General features: G+C 40.9%; 14 protein-coding genes. 7 read left to right on the top strand and 7 right to left on the bottom strand.

The annotated features are described in order from the left end of the window. Positions 1 to 82: 82 nt before the first annotated feature. Positions 83 to 853 (bottom strand): DUF4184 family protein, encoded by a 771-nt coding sequence (locus F993_RS17215; protein ID WP_004652453.1) that lies wholly within the window; start codon positions 851 to 853, stop codon positions 83 to 85. Between the two features lie 202 nt (positions 854 to 1,055). Here F993_RS17215 and F993_RS17220 point away from each other — a divergent pair, with 202 nt between their 5' ends. From F993_RS17220 to F993_RS17235, 4 genes are all read left to right on the top strand, one after another. After that, a complete protein-coding gene (locus F993_RS17220) occupies positions 1,056 to 2,306 on the top strand; it encodes an O-antigen ligase family protein (RefSeq protein WP_004652452.1) in 1,251 nt (416 codons plus the stop codon). A gap of 226 nt (positions 2,307 to 2,532) precedes the next feature. After that, positions 2,533 to 4,617, top strand: coding sequence for a zinc piracy TonB-dependent receptor ZnuD (gene znuD, locus F993_RS17225; protein ID WP_004652451.1), 2,085 nt, complete (start codon positions 2,533 to 2,535; stop codon positions 4,615 to 4,617). Positions 4,618 to 4,762: 145 nt separating this feature from the next. Continuing rightward, a complete protein-coding gene (locus tag F993_RS17230; RefSeq protein ID WP_171065988.1) occupies positions 4,763 to 6,226 on the top strand; it encodes a phospholipase D family protein in 1,464 nt (487 codons plus the stop codon). Positions 6,227 to 6,251: 25 nt separating this feature from the next. Then, entirely contained in the window at positions 6,252 to 7,061 is an 810-nt protein-coding gene (locus F993_RS17235) for a hypothetical protein (protein ID WP_004652449.1), read from the top strand. 82 nt (positions 7,062 to 7,143) lie between these two features. On the opposite strand, the gene F993_RS17240 is transcribed toward F993_RS17235, so the two are convergent. Next, positions 7,144 to 7,581: a hypothetical protein gene (locus F993_RS17240; protein ID WP_004652448.1), complete on the bottom strand. Its 438-nt coding sequence runs from the start codon at positions 7,579 to 7,581 to the stop codon at positions 7,144 to 7,146. Positions 7,582 to 7,760: 179 nt separating this feature from the next. Here F993_RS17240 and F993_RS17245 point away from each other — a divergent pair, with 179 nt between their 5' ends. Then, a complete protein-coding gene (locus F993_RS17245; protein WP_004652447.1) occupies positions 7,761 to 8,252 on the top strand; it encodes an RcnB family protein in 492 nt (163 codons plus the stop codon). 153 nt (positions 8,253 to 8,405) lie between these two features. Continuing rightward, positions 8,406 to 8,777 carry an RcnB family protein gene (locus F993_RS17250; RefSeq protein ID WP_004652446.1) on the top strand — a complete coding sequence of 124 codons (372 nt, stop codon included), beginning with the start codon at positions 8,406 to 8,408 and terminating at the stop codon, positions 8,775 to 8,777. A gap of 41 nt (positions 8,778 to 8,818) precedes the next feature. Here F993_RS17250 and F993_RS17255 read toward each other — a convergent pair whose 3' ends face one another. Next, positions 8,819 to 9,316 carry a phosphate-starvation-inducible protein PsiE gene (locus F993_RS17255; RefSeq protein ID WP_004652444.1) on the bottom strand — a complete coding sequence of 166 codons (498 nt, stop codon included), beginning with the start codon at positions 9,314 to 9,316 and terminating at the stop codon, positions 8,819 to 8,821. A 184-nt stretch (positions 9,317 to 9,500) separates the two neighbouring features. Further along, complete coding sequence (locus F993_RS17260; RefSeq protein ID WP_004652443.1) at positions 9,501 to 10,211, bottom strand: glutathione S-transferase family protein; 711 nt, start codon at positions 10,209 to 10,211, stop codon at positions 9,501 to 9,503. Positions 10,212 to 10,315: 104 nt separating this feature from the next. Here F993_RS17260 and F993_RS17265 point away from each other — a divergent pair, with 104 nt between their 5' ends. Next, positions 10,316 to 11,212, top strand: coding sequence for a LysR substrate-binding domain-containing protein (locus F993_RS17265; RefSeq protein WP_004652442.1), 897 nt, complete (start codon positions 10,316 to 10,318; stop codon positions 11,210 to 11,212). Positions 11,213 to 11,287: 75 nt separating this feature from the next. Here the strand turns inward: F993_RS17265 and F993_RS17270 are convergent, their stop codons facing one another. The 3 genes from F993_RS17270 to F993_RS17280 form a co-directional block, all read right to left on the bottom strand. Next, positions 11,288 to 13,069, bottom strand: coding sequence for an acyl-CoA dehydrogenase C-terminal domain-containing protein (locus F993_RS17270; RefSeq protein WP_004652441.1), 1,782 nt, complete (start codon positions 13,067 to 13,069; stop codon positions 11,288 to 11,290). 162 nt (positions 13,070 to 13,231) lie between these two features. Then, the gene (locus F993_RS17275) at positions 13,232 to 15,034 is read right to left on the bottom strand and encodes an acyl-CoA dehydrogenase C-terminal domain-containing protein (protein WP_004652440.1); all 1,803 of its coding nucleotides are present in this window, start codon (positions 15,032 to 15,034) and stop codon (positions 13,232 to 13,234) included. Between the two features lie 311 nt (positions 15,035 to 15,345). Then, positions 15,346 to 15,720: a hypothetical protein gene (locus F993_RS17280; RefSeq protein WP_004652439.1), complete on the bottom strand. Its 375-nt coding sequence runs from the start codon at positions 15,718 to 15,720 to the stop codon at positions 15,346 to 15,348. Positions 15,721 to 15,831: the final 111 nt, after the last annotated feature.

The raw sequence follows: 15,831 nt of genomic DNA, 5'->3' as shown, positions 1-15,831 counted from the left end.
AATGAAGGGGAGATTATGCCTTGTTGAACGTATAGTCTCAAGTCTTAATGTTTTCAAGCGAATTTTAAACAGACGCTTTTTGTCAAAATGATTTTAGACGCTCTGTCCGATCCCAAAATAAGAATAATAGACAAGCCATGGTGAAGACCGTTAAGCCAGCTTGGGTAAACTCATTAATCGATTTGCCAATAAAAAAATAGCGTTCACTGTTCCAGAGATCAGCACTGATATGACGGTTATAGTCAAACACTGAGAACAGGCCATAGAAGATGGAAAGGATCATGCTGATGAGTGCAAATCCTTTGAGTCTGGACGGAACGGGATGATGATGTTGATGCGTTTTATAATAGTGCCAGCACATTTTCATTAGGAACGGTAAAGCAATAATGGAGGAACCAATCTGCAAGACAAAATGTAATGGATAATGAAAACCTAACAATGAAATGTTCTGAGCCAGTATCTCTTTAAAAGCAAACGTTCGAAAATCAAGATGGGTGAGTCCATCCCAGATTAAATGCGTTGCAATACCGATGCTAATGCCTAGGCAATTCATGAAAAGAAAAGACAAGGCATGATCAAATGAATGGAGGTTTAAGGGATGTTGAATCCCGAGAATGCGATAAATTACGGGGCGATAGATCAGATACCAAAGCAGACAAAAAAACAATCCAATTGGAAGGTTTGGAAATAAAAGACCTGCCCATTGGTGGGTTAAATTAATATTTTCTTGTGTGAACAATCGATAGAGATCTGGTGTCATACAGCCAATTGCTAATGCTGCAAGTGGTAAATGGCCTTTGCTTAATTTGGATAAGGGAGGGGCAAGGACTGCATGAGAAAGGGTGAAAGGCATAATTAAAAAAGCAATATAGTTAATAAAATCTTACCCGAAAGAACAGTAAATAAATAATCAGATTTGTAAATAGGCTGACGAACATGTCTGGTTTTTCGCAATGTTGTATTGTAAGTGTGTTTTTGCTTAAATAATGCAAGAGATTTTGGTCTATTTGGATGATTAATCAGTTTGCAGATGTTAATGAGGTTTAATTTTTGTAATGGGGTATAATTTAAATTTTTTAGGTGAGAATAAAGTTGCAAAACTCCTCTCTTTGATGATATTGATTCTATTTTTTTATTATATTTTTAATGAGAAATTTAGAGTTTGGTATGTTTCAATCATCTATACGTTAATGTTTGCCTATATTTTTGTCAAAAATAAAAAAATAATCATGAATATACCTTTGATGGTTTTCTGTCTGATTAGTTTTTTTACTTTTAGCTTAAGTTATTATCTTTTTGATCGGTTGGATGTTATTCCACAAGATGGCCCCTCTAGAACATATAGGAATATTGTTAATCAGTATTTTTGGATAATTCCATTTTGCTTTTTACCAACGATCTATCATTATTTTGGTTTTAAAACCAAACATTTTTTTAATGTTTTATATATTATTATTGGCTTCTTAGTGGTCTATAGTTGGATTGTCGGGATTCAACTAGATTTTCACCGTGGGTTACTGGCAGATTTTTATAATCCGATTATATCGTACGATATTGTATTTGTTTCTTTAAGTATTTTAATTTTAGTTTTTTCTTTTTGTTTAAAATCTAAATATTCTTATTTAATAGCAACTATAAGTTTGTTGACTTTATTTGTATTTATACTTCATGGCTCTAGAGGAACATGGTTGGTTTTACCATTTTTACTGGTGTTTTTAACTTTGTTTTATTATAAAACTCAGAAGAGAAAGTTGCTGTTTAGTGGGGCACTGCTTTTAATATTTTTGATTGTTAATGCTGTTATTCCAAACTCACCTGTATTTAATCGTTTTGATGATTTTCAAAATGATAAGGCTCATATTGAAAATCATAGTTATAATAACAGTACAGGTTCTAGATTGGTGATGTGGCACAATGCAATTGAACTATTTAAACAACAGCCTGTTATAGGGGTGGGTGTTTATGGTGTTGAAAAAGAACACTGCCATCTAGCAGAACAAGGTATTTTACCGATTTGTTTTCAACATAAGCATAATATTTTCTTTCAGGAACTCGCTGCCAATGGCTTGATCGGTTTGATCGGACTCATTATTTCATTGTTTACACCATTGATATTTTTCTTCTCTCAATTTTTTAGCAGAAATGAATTAATTAGGAATTTGGCACTTGCTGGTTTTTTATTTGTACTTTCATTTCTTTTGAGCGGGTTAACCGAATATTATTTATTCTTTCCTCACGTCACCTATATATTCTTCTTCATAACAGCCAGTTTGATGAGTTTTATCATTTTGAAAAATAAAGAGTAAACTTTTATTTGACAGGAATTTAGCCGACATATCGAGAGATAGGGTCGGTTTTTTTATCAAAAATTGGGTTGATCTAGGGGATAACGTTTCTCGGATGCTGAAGGTCTTTCATTGAATCATGGAAAAGTCGTGTAGCAAATGTTCTTTGTTGCACTGTTTTTTATTGCAAAATAAATGAAATGTTATAATATAACAAAAATAACGATCGACTGATTCGAGACACGATATGTCATTTCCACAGAATATTTTGAGCTTATCTATTTTAGCTATTGTCTCTTTACCGACATTTGCTGCAGAAAATGAGCAGGTGACGAGCTTAGAGACAATACGAATTAAAGCACATCCACTAGAGCAAACATCGAAAGATTTTGCCGTTGCCGATACCGTAGTCGAGCAAAAACGCTTACAGCAAGGGGCTGTCACTATTGGGGAAGCATTGAGCAGTGAACCGGGGATCTATTCCAATCAATTCGGTGCGGGTTCAAGCCGGCCTGTGATTCGTGGGCAAGATGGACCACGCGTAAAGGTCTTGCAAAACTCTTCTGAAAATATTGATGTATCGACTTTATCGCCAGATCATGCCGTAACTGTAGATCCCGCTTTGGCTCAGCAAGTTGAAGTGATTCGTGGTCCATCCACCTTATTATTTGGTGCTGGTACAGTAGGTGGTTTGGTGAATGTGACGGATAGTAAGATTCCAACCAAAATGCCTGAAAATGGTTATGAGGGGAATGTCGGTTTACGTTACAACACGGGGAGTGATGAAAAACTGGCAACAGCAGGAGTCACTGTTGCTCTTGGGGATCAAGTGGCCTTGCGTGTTGAAGGCTTGAATCGTGAAGCCAATGACTATATCGCACCGAACTATGTGCATGAAGGTGAACGTGAACGTCGGGTCGGCAATACTTTTGCCAAAGGTGAAACGGTGAATGTGGGTTTGTCTTGGATTTATGATCGCGGTTTTACGGGAATTTCATATAGCAATCGCCAAGATAAGTATGGTCTACCTGGACATAGCCATGAATACGAGAGCTGTAGTGCTCATCTTTCAGGACGTCCTCATTTACATTGTGGCGACCATGATCACGAAGATGGCGATGATCATGACGATCACGATCACGATCACGATCACGATCACGATCATGCACATGAGGCAGGCCCTTGGATTGATCTGAAATCTGAGCGTTATGATGTTCGTACCGAATTGAATGATCCCTTTGCAGGTTTTAAAAAGTTACGTGCACAAGCGAGTTATACCGATTATAAGCATGATGAAATTGAAGAAGATACCATTGCGACTCGCTTTAAAAACAAAGGTTATGATGGTCGTTTAGAGTTGGTACATAATCCAATTGGACCATGGGAAGGGGTAATTGGAACGCAATATGGTCAACAAAAAATAGAACTCACGGGTGAAGAAGCTTTCTTGGAGCCAAACACCACCAAGAAGTGGAGTATTTTTGCCTTAGAACATGCACAGTTTAATGATGTCCATGTTGAAGTGGCAGCACGTGCTGACCAACAAAAAATTGATATTGAAGATTCCAGTAAAAAAGATTTCGATGGTTCAGCCTTTTCTGTTTCGGGTGCTGCCAACTGGGAGTTTGCACCAGACTATAAACTTTCTTTGGTTGCCTCGCATCAAGAGCGCTTACCGCTGGCGCAAGAACTGTATGCCAATGGTGGACATTTCGCGACCAATACTTATGAATTGGGTAGTGACCAACTGACGAAAGAGAAGTCGAATAATGTGGAGCTTGGTTTCCATTATGACAATGACAAGTTTGATTATCATGTGCATGTCTACCACAACTGGTTTGATGACTATATCTATGCGCAAACTCTAGACCGTTATAAAGATTTCCGTTTGGTGCAATATACCCAGGATCAGGCGCGTTTCTATGGTGCCGAAGCGGAGGCGGGTTATCAAATCTCGGACATGTATAAAGTCGGTGTATTTGGTGACTATGTCCGTGGCAAAATCGACAATGAAAATGCACCACGGGTTCCGGCTGGTCGTCTAGGGACTAAAGTGAATGCTGACTTTGGCGATGGCTTTAGCGGCTCAGCTGAATATTATCATGTGTTCCAGCAAGACAAGATTGCGGCTTATGAGACCGATACCCAAAGCTATAACATGCTGAATTTAGGTGTGGCATACACAGGTAAATATAGTAAGGCTACAGATTATCGTATTTATCTGAATGCCAATAATTTGCTCGATGATCAGGTGTACCAACATGCCTCATTCTTATCAACGATTCCGCAAGTGGGACGTAATTTCACAGTTGGGGTGAATTTTAACTTCTAAGTGAAAATTTAATTTTTGATTTTTTAAATGATCACCAAATTAGCATTGAAAAATCAAAGCATAAGCTCTAGCCTACATAAAGTTCCCCCTCTTTGATAAAGAGGGCTGGGGAGATTTTTATTCGGCTAGGGCTTTTTTTGTTTATATGCGTATCTTCCAACGAATTCATCAAAAATTAAACTGGTCAGGTCGACGTTACATGGCAGTCATCTTGTGTATTTTTGCGATTGGATACATTGCTTCGGCAATCTATCACACCGTAAAACCACTCCCAAAGGGATTGGATTTTACTGGGCAATTACGTCATGCCAATGTGAAATTCTTAGCCGATCAGACTTATATCGATACGCAAGGTCAACAACAAGTGGACCAGCATATCTTCAAAGAAGTGTTTCAGTTGATTGATCAAGCACAAAGCACCATTGTGCTGGATATGTTCCTGTTTAATCAGGAAGTGGGTAAGTCGACCGTCAAACAGTTTCCTTTGATGCAAGAGCTAACCGATGCCTTAATCGTGAAGCGTCGTTTGCATCCAAATGTTGAAGTTGTAGTGATTACCGATCCGATTAATTCGGTTTATGGTGGGTTAACGCCAAAGCATTATCTACAACTACGCCAAGCAGGTGTGGATGTCATCGAAACTGATTTAAAGCCATTGCGTGCTTCGAATCCATTGTGGTCAGGTTTTTGGTATATCTGTTGTCAGAACTTGGGCAATAATCCTGAAGGTGGCTGGTTAAGTAGTCCGTTTGGCAATGATAAAATTACCTTACGTAGTTATTTAGAACTTTTCAACTTCAAAGCCAATCATCGTAAAACCTTGGTGGTTGATACGGTTGACGGATGGAAAAGCTTAGTAACTTCGGCCAATCCACATGATGGTAGTTCACATCATAGCAATGTGGCCTTGGTGGTGGATGGGCCAACCGCGATTGATGTGTTGCAAACCGAGCAAGCTGTGGCCAATATGTCTGATGGTTCTAGTCCATTTGTCATTATGGGTGGACTGGCTGAAGATAAAACATTGCCACAAGTACAAGTCCTGACTGAAAAAGCCATTTATGACGCCGTTCTGAAAATGATTGAGACGGCCAAGAGCAAAGAGCATTTAGATATGGCAATGTTCTATTTATCAGAGCGTAATATCATTGATGCACTCAAGCAGGCGCAGCAACGTGGTGTCAATATTCGCATTATGCTTGACCCGAATAAAGATGCGTTTGGTCTGAAAAAGAATGGCATCCCTAATCGTCAAGTCGCTTCGGAATTGAATGCAGTCGGTATCCCAATCCGTTGGTGTGATACGCGTGGCGAACAGTGTCATAGCAAAATGCTGCTTAAATCAAACGCCCAGCAAGCGGAGATCATTCTGGGGTCTGCCAATTTAACGGCACGTAATTTAAAAAATTATAATCTTGAAACCGACATGCGCGTGATTGGTGCAGCGCAAGCACCTGTGTTTAAAGATGCAGGGCAATACTTTGATGCAGCATGGACCAATGCAAACGGTCGTCAAATCACGGTGGATTATGCAAAATATGCCGATGAGTCAAAAATAAAATACTGGATCTATCGTTTTATGGAATGGTCGGGCTTATCGACGTTTTAATTGGGCATAACTCGGGTTCTACGCAATGGCGAAAATTAAACTGAATATTAGACAGGATGAGCAGATTGATTTAGAGGTACATCAATTTAATCATTATGCCGATATTGTTGAAATTCAAAGTTGGGCAGAACTCTTAGAATGTTATCGCTCCCTTAAACAAGATGTTTATCCTAAAAAAGTGTTTCTGGTTTTGGATGATGCCGCACAAGCAAAATATACCTCGATGCATGCGGTCGAGGATGAGCGCTTGTATGTTGATTTTAGTGACGATCTCAAGGGGATTGAAGTCGATGATCCACGGTGGGAGAAAACCTATCAAAATGTGTGTGTTCCAAAGCAATTGCAGCATTATCTTCAACAGTTGAATGATCCAGAACAGCAGCAGCGTTTTGAAAGCCTTGCTGAAAAAATGCAGCATTACGATGAGAATGACTTAGATGCATTACTTTATTTCAATCAACATTTATTGATTTCACTGGACAGTGTTATCGAAGTTAAAGTGGCTAATATTGAAACTGAAGCGTTGAAATTGGTGATGCTGCCGAACGGCTATTTTTCCTGTGATTTTGATCCCTTCGAGAACTATGCGCTGATTCAGAAAATCCAGCATTATGGTTTTGAGTTTATTGGGCTTGGGGCGGCTTTGTTAGGGTGGATCAAAACAGCAGATTTTAAAGCCGAAAAGATGGATGATTTAATTCAGGATATTGCTTTGATTTATCCTTTAGATTCATCTCATCAAAAGGCAATGAAAGACCTGATTTTTAAAAACAATTATCTGATTTTACCTTATTCGGAATCACCACAAGAATATTTGGGTTACGACCTATCCTGATTTGGACAGTTAGCTCAACAAGCTGAATGTGGACATTTATTTGCGATTCAGCTTGTTGAAAGAAATATATCATCAATAAAAATTAAGGGCTTGGTGGGATCAACTGGTCTAAATCCTTATCAGCCATCTGCTCCAGTTCACTTAAATCTGTTTTGATTTTCCACTGAGTTTCATCTTCGACAGGATTCGGTAAGCGGGCTTCTAGCCAGTCACAAACCACATCTGGAGTGAATTCTGGATGATTACACTGAATCACCCAAGCCAAAAAATCTTTGGCTTCGCCGTTCATATACGGTGGCGGAGACACTGGGAAGAACTGAGTCGGTAAACGCTCATTGGTGGATAAATAATTGAGTACATGCCCAAGTTCTTGAACGGTTTGCCATGCCAACGGATGTTCAACATCAATATTAAATTTAAACCACCATGCGTGTTGACCATCTGCACCATGTGCAACAATACGCGCTTCTTGCACGCTTGGCACTTTACAGAAGAATTGATAGAGACGATCAAAATTCATTTCAGCCACTGATGTTGCCTTAAAACCAAAAAAGTGATTTTAGCATATCTCGGCGGAGCTGTAGCTCGCTGCTGTTTATCTTGGGAATTCAACAGCTAATCTGAAAAAATATTATTACAACAGTTGTGCTTATTTTTTATTCTAAAATAGATAAATACTCTGCTTTTAGGGAGATCACGATGAAGCAATTTCAACCTTATATTTATGGCTTAGCAGCTGTATTGAGCTATCTCCCAGTGCTGAGCTATGCGGACAATGCTTGGAGTGGCTATAGTGGGGTAGAACGTCGCTCCTCTCATCAGACTTCACCTACCTATCAGCCGCCCGCACAAGATCCATTCGCTTTTTCGAATCAGCGTTATACACCGACAGCGCCACCGAAAGGTTACTACTATCAACCCAATCAAAATAATTACTATCCTCATCCGAATCATCGACCGGGTGTTCGTGTCGAATATTATCCAGACACACAATATGACGGTAGCTATCGCCGAGAGTCTTTCGTCGTGGGCAATGAATTACCAGGTGAGTTCCGTAGCGAACGTTATGTGGTTCGGGACTGGGATTATTATTCCTTACGTGAACCACCACGTGGCAGACATTGGGTCGTCGTGGATGGACGTTATTTTTTAGTGACCGATGATAATTTTACTATTGAGATTATTCGCTGATTTTTGATGGTTTTTTAAAATTTAATCTCTCGAGGATTCTCCATAATTTCTCGCTATTCATTACAAAGCTTTGCAATGTCGTGGGTTTTATTCATGCTTTCTCCTTGAGTTTTTCTTAATCTGATTTCAGATCGAAAAACAGAGGATCAAACAATGAAAAAGACAGCCGTATTACTGGTATCAACGCTTATGTTGGGTGTTTCTGCCTCAGCCATGGCAGATTCAAATCGTTGGAATCATGATCATAAAGATCGCTACGATAACCGCTATGATCGTTATGACCACCGTTACGATCATCGTGAACAGCCACGCTGGTCGAATGGCGACCGTGGTAATCATTATGGTCAACGTATTAATTTCAAGCGTGGCGAGCGCCTACCCTCAGAATTCCGTAGTAACCGCTATGTGGTTTCTAACTATCGGACCCATCGTTTATATGAACCACCTCGCGGTTATAACTGGATGCAGGTACAAGGTAAATATGTGTTGGTGGACTCGAAATATCGTGTTTTCCGAGTTGCATAATAGATGCAATAAAAAAGCAGGCCATCCGCCTGCTTTTTTATTTATGCCAGTTCGTCATCTTGTGGTCGAGGTGTTTTGTTGGAAGGCAATTGTTGTTCTTGATCCTTGCCCCGAATCACAGAAGGATAGTTCCATGAAGCAAATCGGACCACCAAAATCGCCACCGCTAAAATCAAGATCGAACCTGTTGTAATCACCAAATCCATAGAGGCTTTATGGTTGTGCTGAATATCGGCAATCAATAGACGGGTGAGTGCGGTAATCGCGACATAAATCAAAAAGCGCACTGGCATGTGATTGGTCTTGAAATAAATCCCCACCATGGCGCCTAATTCTAAATAGATAAACAGCAGCAAGATATCATCAATGGTGGCGTACTGTTTTACGGTCAGAATTTCAATCACGGTATGTACGGCTGACCATGCAATCATACAACCGATAATAAATAGGGCTAAATAATGAAAGGCTTCAACCGCGTAGTGACCAAAGCGATCAAGTAGGCGAGGTAAACCTTCAAGTTTTTCTCTTGAATTAGACATAGCGATTTATATTCTCAACATGATCATTAGAATGTTATGCAAGTTTTATGCTGATTTCATTATAGCGATAAAAAATGACCTCAATATAGTGATTGAGGTCATTTTGATTCGAGACAAGCACTTAGTTGAGCTACTACAACCTATCTTCTCTTTAGGATGAAGCCTTTGTATTGCTTGCAAAAGCTTATTTCAAATGTGGATGTATTTGAAGAACCTGTTCAAGTGAAACATGACCTAGAAAATTGCCAGAACTCTGAGTGAGTTGTTGCTGTTCAATCGCATGAGCAAATTGCACCGCAGCCTGATCCTGTAACTGCTGATGAAGACGTTGGCAGTTGGGGAAATTTTTAATATCAATCACATCGTGATACTTAAGCCAACGGGCGATACCTGCATAGTAGCCATCCACAAAAGAAATGTGATCACCCATTAACCATGTTTGATGACTTAAGGTGCGTTCTAAAGCAGTAAACGCTTTTTCGACTTGTGCAGTGCCATAGTCACGCAAGGCTTGGATGGAATCGGTAGACGAGGCATGTTCAAGGCTATACCACAGTGGGCTAAAGGCATTGAAAAGGGTGGTGTTTAAAAAAGCCAGTTGTTGATTAAACTGGTTAAATTGGGTGGTTGCTTGTGGATAATGGAAAGAGCTATTTGGGCTTATTGCCATGATATGATTCAGGATCGCCATACTTTCCGTAATCACCTGACCATTGCTGTCCAGCAGTGCTGGCGTTTCAGCTAATGGGTTGATGCGGTGATAAGCTTCTGTATCGCTCTCAGCGGGCATTTCGATTCTGCATAATTGATAAGACAGGCCAGACCATTCCAGTGCAACAATTGAACCAAATGAACAACCAGAAGGAACGCCATAAAATAGGGTTAAAGTGGACATGATCATTACTCTACGGTGGAAGATATACCCATGTTAAGACCTCAGAAAAGTTTCGAATAGTCAGGTAATATGCAACTTATCGTCTACATTTATGGACATTGCTCATGCTGCTCAGACAACATTTAAATGACGTTTTCCTGTTTGTGGTTGCTGTAGAGCATCAAGGCTTTTCTGCCGCAGCCAAACAACTGAATTTACCCAAATCGACCATCAGTAAGCGGGTTGCGATTTTAGAAGAGAAGTTGGGTCTCATACTGATTCATCGGAGTTCACGGAGTTTTGTGCTCAGTGAAGCAGGCATACTGTTTTATCAACATGCCAAAAATGCAGTGGACGAGTTCCGTTATGCAGAAGAAAACTTATTGATGCAGCAGCAGGAGCCAAGTGGCGTGGTTCGCCTAAGTGCTTCAGTACCTGTTGCGCAATATATTTTGTCGGATTGCTTGCCTGAACTGGCGGAACGTTATCCGAAACTAATGCTACAACTTGAAGTGACTGATCGTTATGTTGATGTGATGAATGAGAATTTTGATATCGTGATCCGCAGTCATTTTAAACCCTTAGCCGATTCTGGATTGATTCAGCGGGTGTTGACACATGACAAGATCATTGCGGTTGCAGCACCCTCTTATCTGACAGAGGCTGCACCAATCCATCGCCCAAATGATTTAGCTCAACATCAAGGTCTGTGGTCGGACTTACAACGCAATCCTTGGCATTTTCAACATCTGAATGGCGAGCAACAGAGTGTCTGGCCTAATGTGCGTTTTATGGCAAATGAGTCTGAGATGTTAAAAGGTGCTGTAAAACGGGGATTGGGCATTACGCTTTTGCCTGAAAACTTTTGTATGGATGAACTTGCAAATGGAAGTCTGGTCAATGTACTACCAGAATGGTCGGCGGGTGGCGTGACCACCAGTTTATTGATGCTGACCAGACGTGGTTTATTACCGAGCGTATCTATCACAGCTGATTTTTTGGTCGAGAAATTAAAAAGATAAATACAGACTGAATTATTTGTTGCTTGAAAGAAAAAAGCGCCTGAATATTCAGACGCTTTTTTTATGCTGAATCAATTAAGCTTGATTGGTGAAGTAATCTTCGCTGAAGTTCATGATCAAGTCAGAACCTGCTTTGATTTTCGCTAAACGTGCATCTAATTCAGGCAAGATACGGTCTACAAAGTATTGTGCTAATGCAATTTTGTTTTGGTAGAAATCACCAGACTTGTCTTTTGCAGCAGCAGCGATTTTTGCAAACATATATGCGAAGCTGAGTAAGCCGACTGCATGTAGGTAATCAACCGCAGCTGAGTTCGGGAAGTCAACATTTTCAGCAGCTTGTTCGATAATGAACTGCGTGATTGCTTCAATTTCAGTAGCAGCGTCTAAAGTTGCATCTTTAATGAAGTTCAAATCAGTGTCTAGATCATTGGCGAAGTCTCGGATTTCAGTGATGTACTCAGCAATGAATGCGCCGCCACATTTAATGGTTTTACGACCAATTAAATCTTGAGACTGAACACCATTGGTTCCTTCGTAAATTTGAGCAATACGAAGATCACGGATACATTGTTCCATACCCCATTCACGGATATAACCGTGACCACCAAAGACCATTTGTGCATCTAAGGTTGCTTGGAAGGCAGTATCAGTGAGGTAAGCTTTTGCGATTGGTGTTAACAGTGCAACACGGTTGTTGGCTTGCTTCACCGCTTCTGCATCAGTCGAGAACTTGGTGATATCCAGTTGTTGACCTACATAAACTGCAAATGCACGTGATGCTTCGTTATTCGCGCGTACGTTGAGCAACATACGACGTACATCACCGTGGACTAAAATGCTATCTGCTGGTTTATTTGGTGATTGAACACCTGCTGCACTACGGCCTTGCAAACGGTCAGTCGCGTATTGTGCTGCATTTTGATAAGCAAATTCAGAAGCACCCAGACCTTGAATACCCATCGACAAACGTTCGTAGTTCATCATCACGAACATTGCCGCAAGACCTTCGTTTTCTTTACCAACAAGGTAGCCTTTAGCACCGTCAAAGTTCATCACACATGTTGCAGAGGCTTTGATCCCCATTTTGTGTTCGATTGAACCAGGACCAACAGGGTTGCGCTCACCTAAAGAACCATCTTCATTTAATAAGAACTTTGGAACGATGAATAACGAGATACCACGTGAACCCGCAGGCGCATCAGGTGTCTTCGCAAGAACAAGATGAATGATGTTTTCAGCTAAGTCGTTATCACCACCGGTGATGAAGATTTTAGTACCCGTAATGTTATACGTACCATCTTCATTGCGTTCAGCTTTAGTTTTGATAATACCTAAATCTGTACCTGCATGTGGTTCAGTTAAGCACATCGTACCTGACCATTCGCCAGAGTAGATTTTAGGTAAATAAGTTTCTTTTTGCTCTTGTGAGGCATAGCTGTTTAACGCCATACCAGCACCCACAGAAAGAAGCGGGTAGAGCATGAATGATGGATTGGTCGCGAATAACATTTCATCAGACAGTACAGTCAGCATTTTTGGCATGGCCTGACCGCCCCATTCTTCATCAGCACCTAAGCCGATCCAACCACCATCAGCGTATTGACGGAATGCTTCTTTGAAACCTGCTGGGGTGAAAACTTCGCCATTTTCCCAACGTGCACCTTCTTCATCACCCGTACGGTTTAACGGATGTGTCACGTTTTGGGCAAACTTCGCCATTTCTTCTAAAATTGCTTCAGCTGTTGCAGCATCTACATGAGCCAGTTTCTCATTAGACTGCCAAAATTGTTCTGCTTTAAATACATCATTTAAGATGAATTTCATGTCTGCTAAAGGAGCATTGTAAATTGGCATAATCGTTCCCTTCTACGCACATTTTCATGTGCAAAGTGATCAAATAAAACGAACAAATAAATTGAATCGTATAAATTTAGCATTGATTAAACAGAAAAAGGACGGTCAAAACTGACCAGTCCTTTTTCTGTGATGAACGTTGCATCTCATTCTAAACTATGTTTAGAAAGCGAAGTGTTCCGCATCAAGTTCAAACAATGGCGCAACGCCAGTTGAAAGCACATCTACATGTGAGCGAACACGTGGCAAGATCTTCTTGAAGTAGAAGCGAGCAGTGGTCACTTTTGCATTGTAGAAGTCAACTTCAGTTGAGCCTTCAGCTAGTTTCTCTTGAGCAACAAGTGCCATACGTGCCCATAAGTAAGCAAGCGTTACATAGCCAGAGAAGTATAAGTAGTCAACCGCAGCTGCACCCACTTCATCCGGGTTTTGCATTGCACGCATGCCAATTTGCATGGTGATGTCACCCCATTCTTTGTTTGCAGCAGCCAATGGCGCAACGAACTCTTGCATTGCAGCATTGTCTTTGTTCGCCTCAACAAATTTATGGATGATCTTGGTGAAGTCTTTCAACATCGCACCTTGAGTTTGCAAGACTTTACGACCTAACAAGTCAAGTGCTTGAATCTCAGTGGTACCTTCGTATAAGCAAGCAATACGCGTATCACGTACGATTTGTTCCATACCGTGTTCAGAGATGAAGCCGTGACCACCAAATACTTGTACACCGTGCTTCGCAGATTCAGAACCCGTTTCAGTTAAGAATGCTTTTGCAATTGGTGTTAACAAAGACAAGATGTTGTCAGCAAACTTACGCTCTTCTTCAGTTTCGCCTTTTTCAACGATATCTGCATATTGAGCCAATAAGTAAACCAACGCACGACCACCTTCAGCAAATGATTTTTGCGTTAAAAGCATGTTACGAACAGCTGGGTGAACAATAATTGGATCAGCTTCTTTTTCAGGTGCTTTAGGACCAGAAAGAGAACGCATTGCCAAACGATCTTTCGCATACGCCAAAGCGCCTTGGAAAGAAGATTCAGATGCAGATAAACCTTGGACCGCTGTACCGATACGTGCTGTGTTCATGAAGGTGAACATGCAGTTTAAGCCACGGTTTTCAGGTCCGATCAAGTAACCTTTTGCTTGGTCAAAGTTAATGACACACGTTGCGTTACCATGGATACCCATTTTGTGTTCGATTGAACCACAACGCACTGCATTACGCTCGCCAACTGAACCATCAGCATTGACGTGGAATTTAGGCACGATGAATAAAGAGATCCCTTTAGTGCCTTTTGGTGCACCTGGTAAACGTGCAAGTACGATATGGATGATGTTGTCAGCCATGTCGTGTTCACCAGCAGAGATAAAGATTTTCTCGCCAGAGATTGCGTAGCTACCGTCATCATTTGGTTCAGCTTTAGAACGGATGATACCAAGGTCAGAACCTGCATGAGATTCAGTTAAGCACATGGTCCCTGTCCAAACACCTGAAACAAGGTTTGGCAAGTAAGTGTTCTTTTGCTCATCAGAACCGTGATGTTCTAAAGTACGAACCGCACCGTGAGAAAGACCAGGGTACATGCCCCATGACCAGTTTGCAGTACCGACCATTTCAGAGATAGAAATCCCTAAAGAGTTTGGTAATGCTTGACCGCCAAATTCTTCATCAGCAGAAAGAGATGGGAAGCCAAGTTCGATATATTTTTGATACGCTTCTTTAAAGCCTGTAGGCGTTGTTACAACACCGTCATTCCAAGTACAACCTTCACGGTCGCCGACTTGGTTTAAAGGAGAAAGTTCGTTTTCGCAGAAATCAGCCGCTGCTTCTAAATATTGATCAACCAATTCACGGCTTACAGTGTCTTGAAATGCAGGAAGTTTCGCGTAATGTGCTTCAGCATTTAATAATTCGTGCAATACGAACTGCATATCACGTAAGGGTGCTTTGTATTGTGGCATAGCGGGTTCCTCAATACTGGTTAAACCAGAGTTATAATCTTAGTCAATGATAAATGTGCCCAACAGCACCATTTTGTACTGCTAATCGTGCAACAAGTTATAGTTCGGTACAAGCTTTTGCAGGTCATTTCTTAGTGACTGTGAAGTCAAAGTTTATGGTTCAACCTGTTTAAGCGTTTAGATTGTAGGTGCTTTTTAGGCTTTTGAGTGAAACTGCAGCGGCAAAATCGTAAGCAGCTGTGTACTTAAAAATGAATATGTTTTGGCCATAAAAAAAGGCGCTTTAAAAGCGCCGATGAGGAAGAGAGGGATTAAGTCGTTGCGTTGGCTTGACGTTTGAACTGTGATTTATCTGGGGTAAAACGAACTTCACAGGTGCCTTCAATTACACGCTTATTCCATTGAACATTCACGCGTTCTCCAATACGCTTTCCTTGACATGCCTGCTCAATCTGGGCACGTTGTGCTTGATGTTCCTGACGCATTTGTTCGCGTTGCTCTAAGCGCTGTTCACGTTTGGCTTGCCATTCAGCACGTTGTTCTGGTGTAAGTGGTGCACGTTGCATATTATGGCGGTGATGGTCACGATCCATTGACTGTTCCGCTGGTGTGGTTGACTGACAGGCAGCCAAGCCTAAAACAGAACCGAGTAGGGTGGTCATCAATACGATTTTTGTCTTGTTCATTGTTTTATCCAGCATGATCAGTTGTGATTCGATGGTTAAAGATTAGATAATAAAGATGAAGAAACAATGGAGAGTTTTTTTCGACCATGTTGGTTACAATCCACAAATAGA

Origin of the sequence: Acinetobacter proteolyticus (genome assembly GCF_000367945.1) — a bacterium.
GTDB lineage: Bacteria > Pseudomonadota > Gammaproteobacteria > Pseudomonadales > Moraxellaceae > Acinetobacter > Acinetobacter proteolyticus.
This window is presented reverse-complemented; position numbering and strand designations above follow the sequence as displayed.

Excerpts from the sequence above, each read along its gene's own strand:
- F993_RS17250 (WP_004652446.1), top strand. The coding sequence starts at position 8,406 with ATGAAAAAGACAGCCGTATTACTGGTATCAACGCTTATGTTGGGTGTT.
- F993_RS17245 (WP_004652447.1), top strand. The coding sequence starts at position 7,761 with ATGAAGCAATTTCAACCTTATATTTATGGCTTAGCAGCTGTATTGAGC.
- F993_RS17215 (WP_004652453.1), bottom strand. The coding sequence starts at position 853 with ATGCCTTTCACCCTTTCTCATGCAGTCCTTGCCCCTCCCTTATCCAAA.
- znuD (WP_004652451.1), top strand. The coding sequence starts at position 2,533 with ATGTCATTTCCACAGAATATTTTGAGCTTATCTATTTTAGCTATTGTC.
- F993_RS17265 (WP_004652442.1), top strand. The coding sequence starts at position 10,316 with ATGCTGCTCAGACAACATTTAAATGACGTTTTCCTGTTTGTGGTTGCT.
- F993_RS17255 (WP_004652444.1), bottom strand. The coding sequence starts at position 9,316 with ATGTCTAATTCAAGAGAAAAACTTGAAGGTTTACCTCGCCTACTTGAT.
- F993_RS17260 (WP_004652443.1), bottom strand. The coding sequence starts at position 10,211 with ATGTCCACTTTAACCCTATTTTATGGCGTTCCTTCTGGTTGTTCATTT.
- F993_RS17240 (WP_004652448.1), bottom strand. The coding sequence starts at position 7,581 with ATGAATTTTGATCGTCTCTATCAATTCTTCTGTAAAGTGCCAAGCGTG.
- F993_RS17230 (WP_171065988.1), top strand. The coding sequence starts at position 4,763 with ATGCGTATCTTCCAACGAATTCATCAAAAATTAAACTGGTCAGGTCGA.
- F993_RS17280 (WP_004652439.1), bottom strand. The coding sequence starts at position 15,720 with ATGAACAAGACAAAAATCGTATTGATGACCACCCTACTCGGTTCTGTT.
- F993_RS17235 (WP_004652449.1), top strand. The coding sequence starts at position 6,252 with ATGGCGAAAATTAAACTGAATATTAGACAGGATGAGCAGATTGATTTA.
- F993_RS17220 (WP_004652452.1), top strand. The coding sequence starts at position 1,056 with ATGGGGTATAATTTAAATTTTTTAGGTGAGAATAAAGTTGCAAAACTC.
- F993_RS17270 (WP_004652441.1), bottom strand. The coding sequence starts at position 13,069 with ATGCCAATTTACAATGCTCCTTTAGCAGACATGAAATTCATCTTAAAT.
- F993_RS17275 (WP_004652440.1), bottom strand. The coding sequence starts at position 15,034 with ATGCCACAATACAAAGCACCCTTACGTGATATGCAGTTCGTATTGCAC.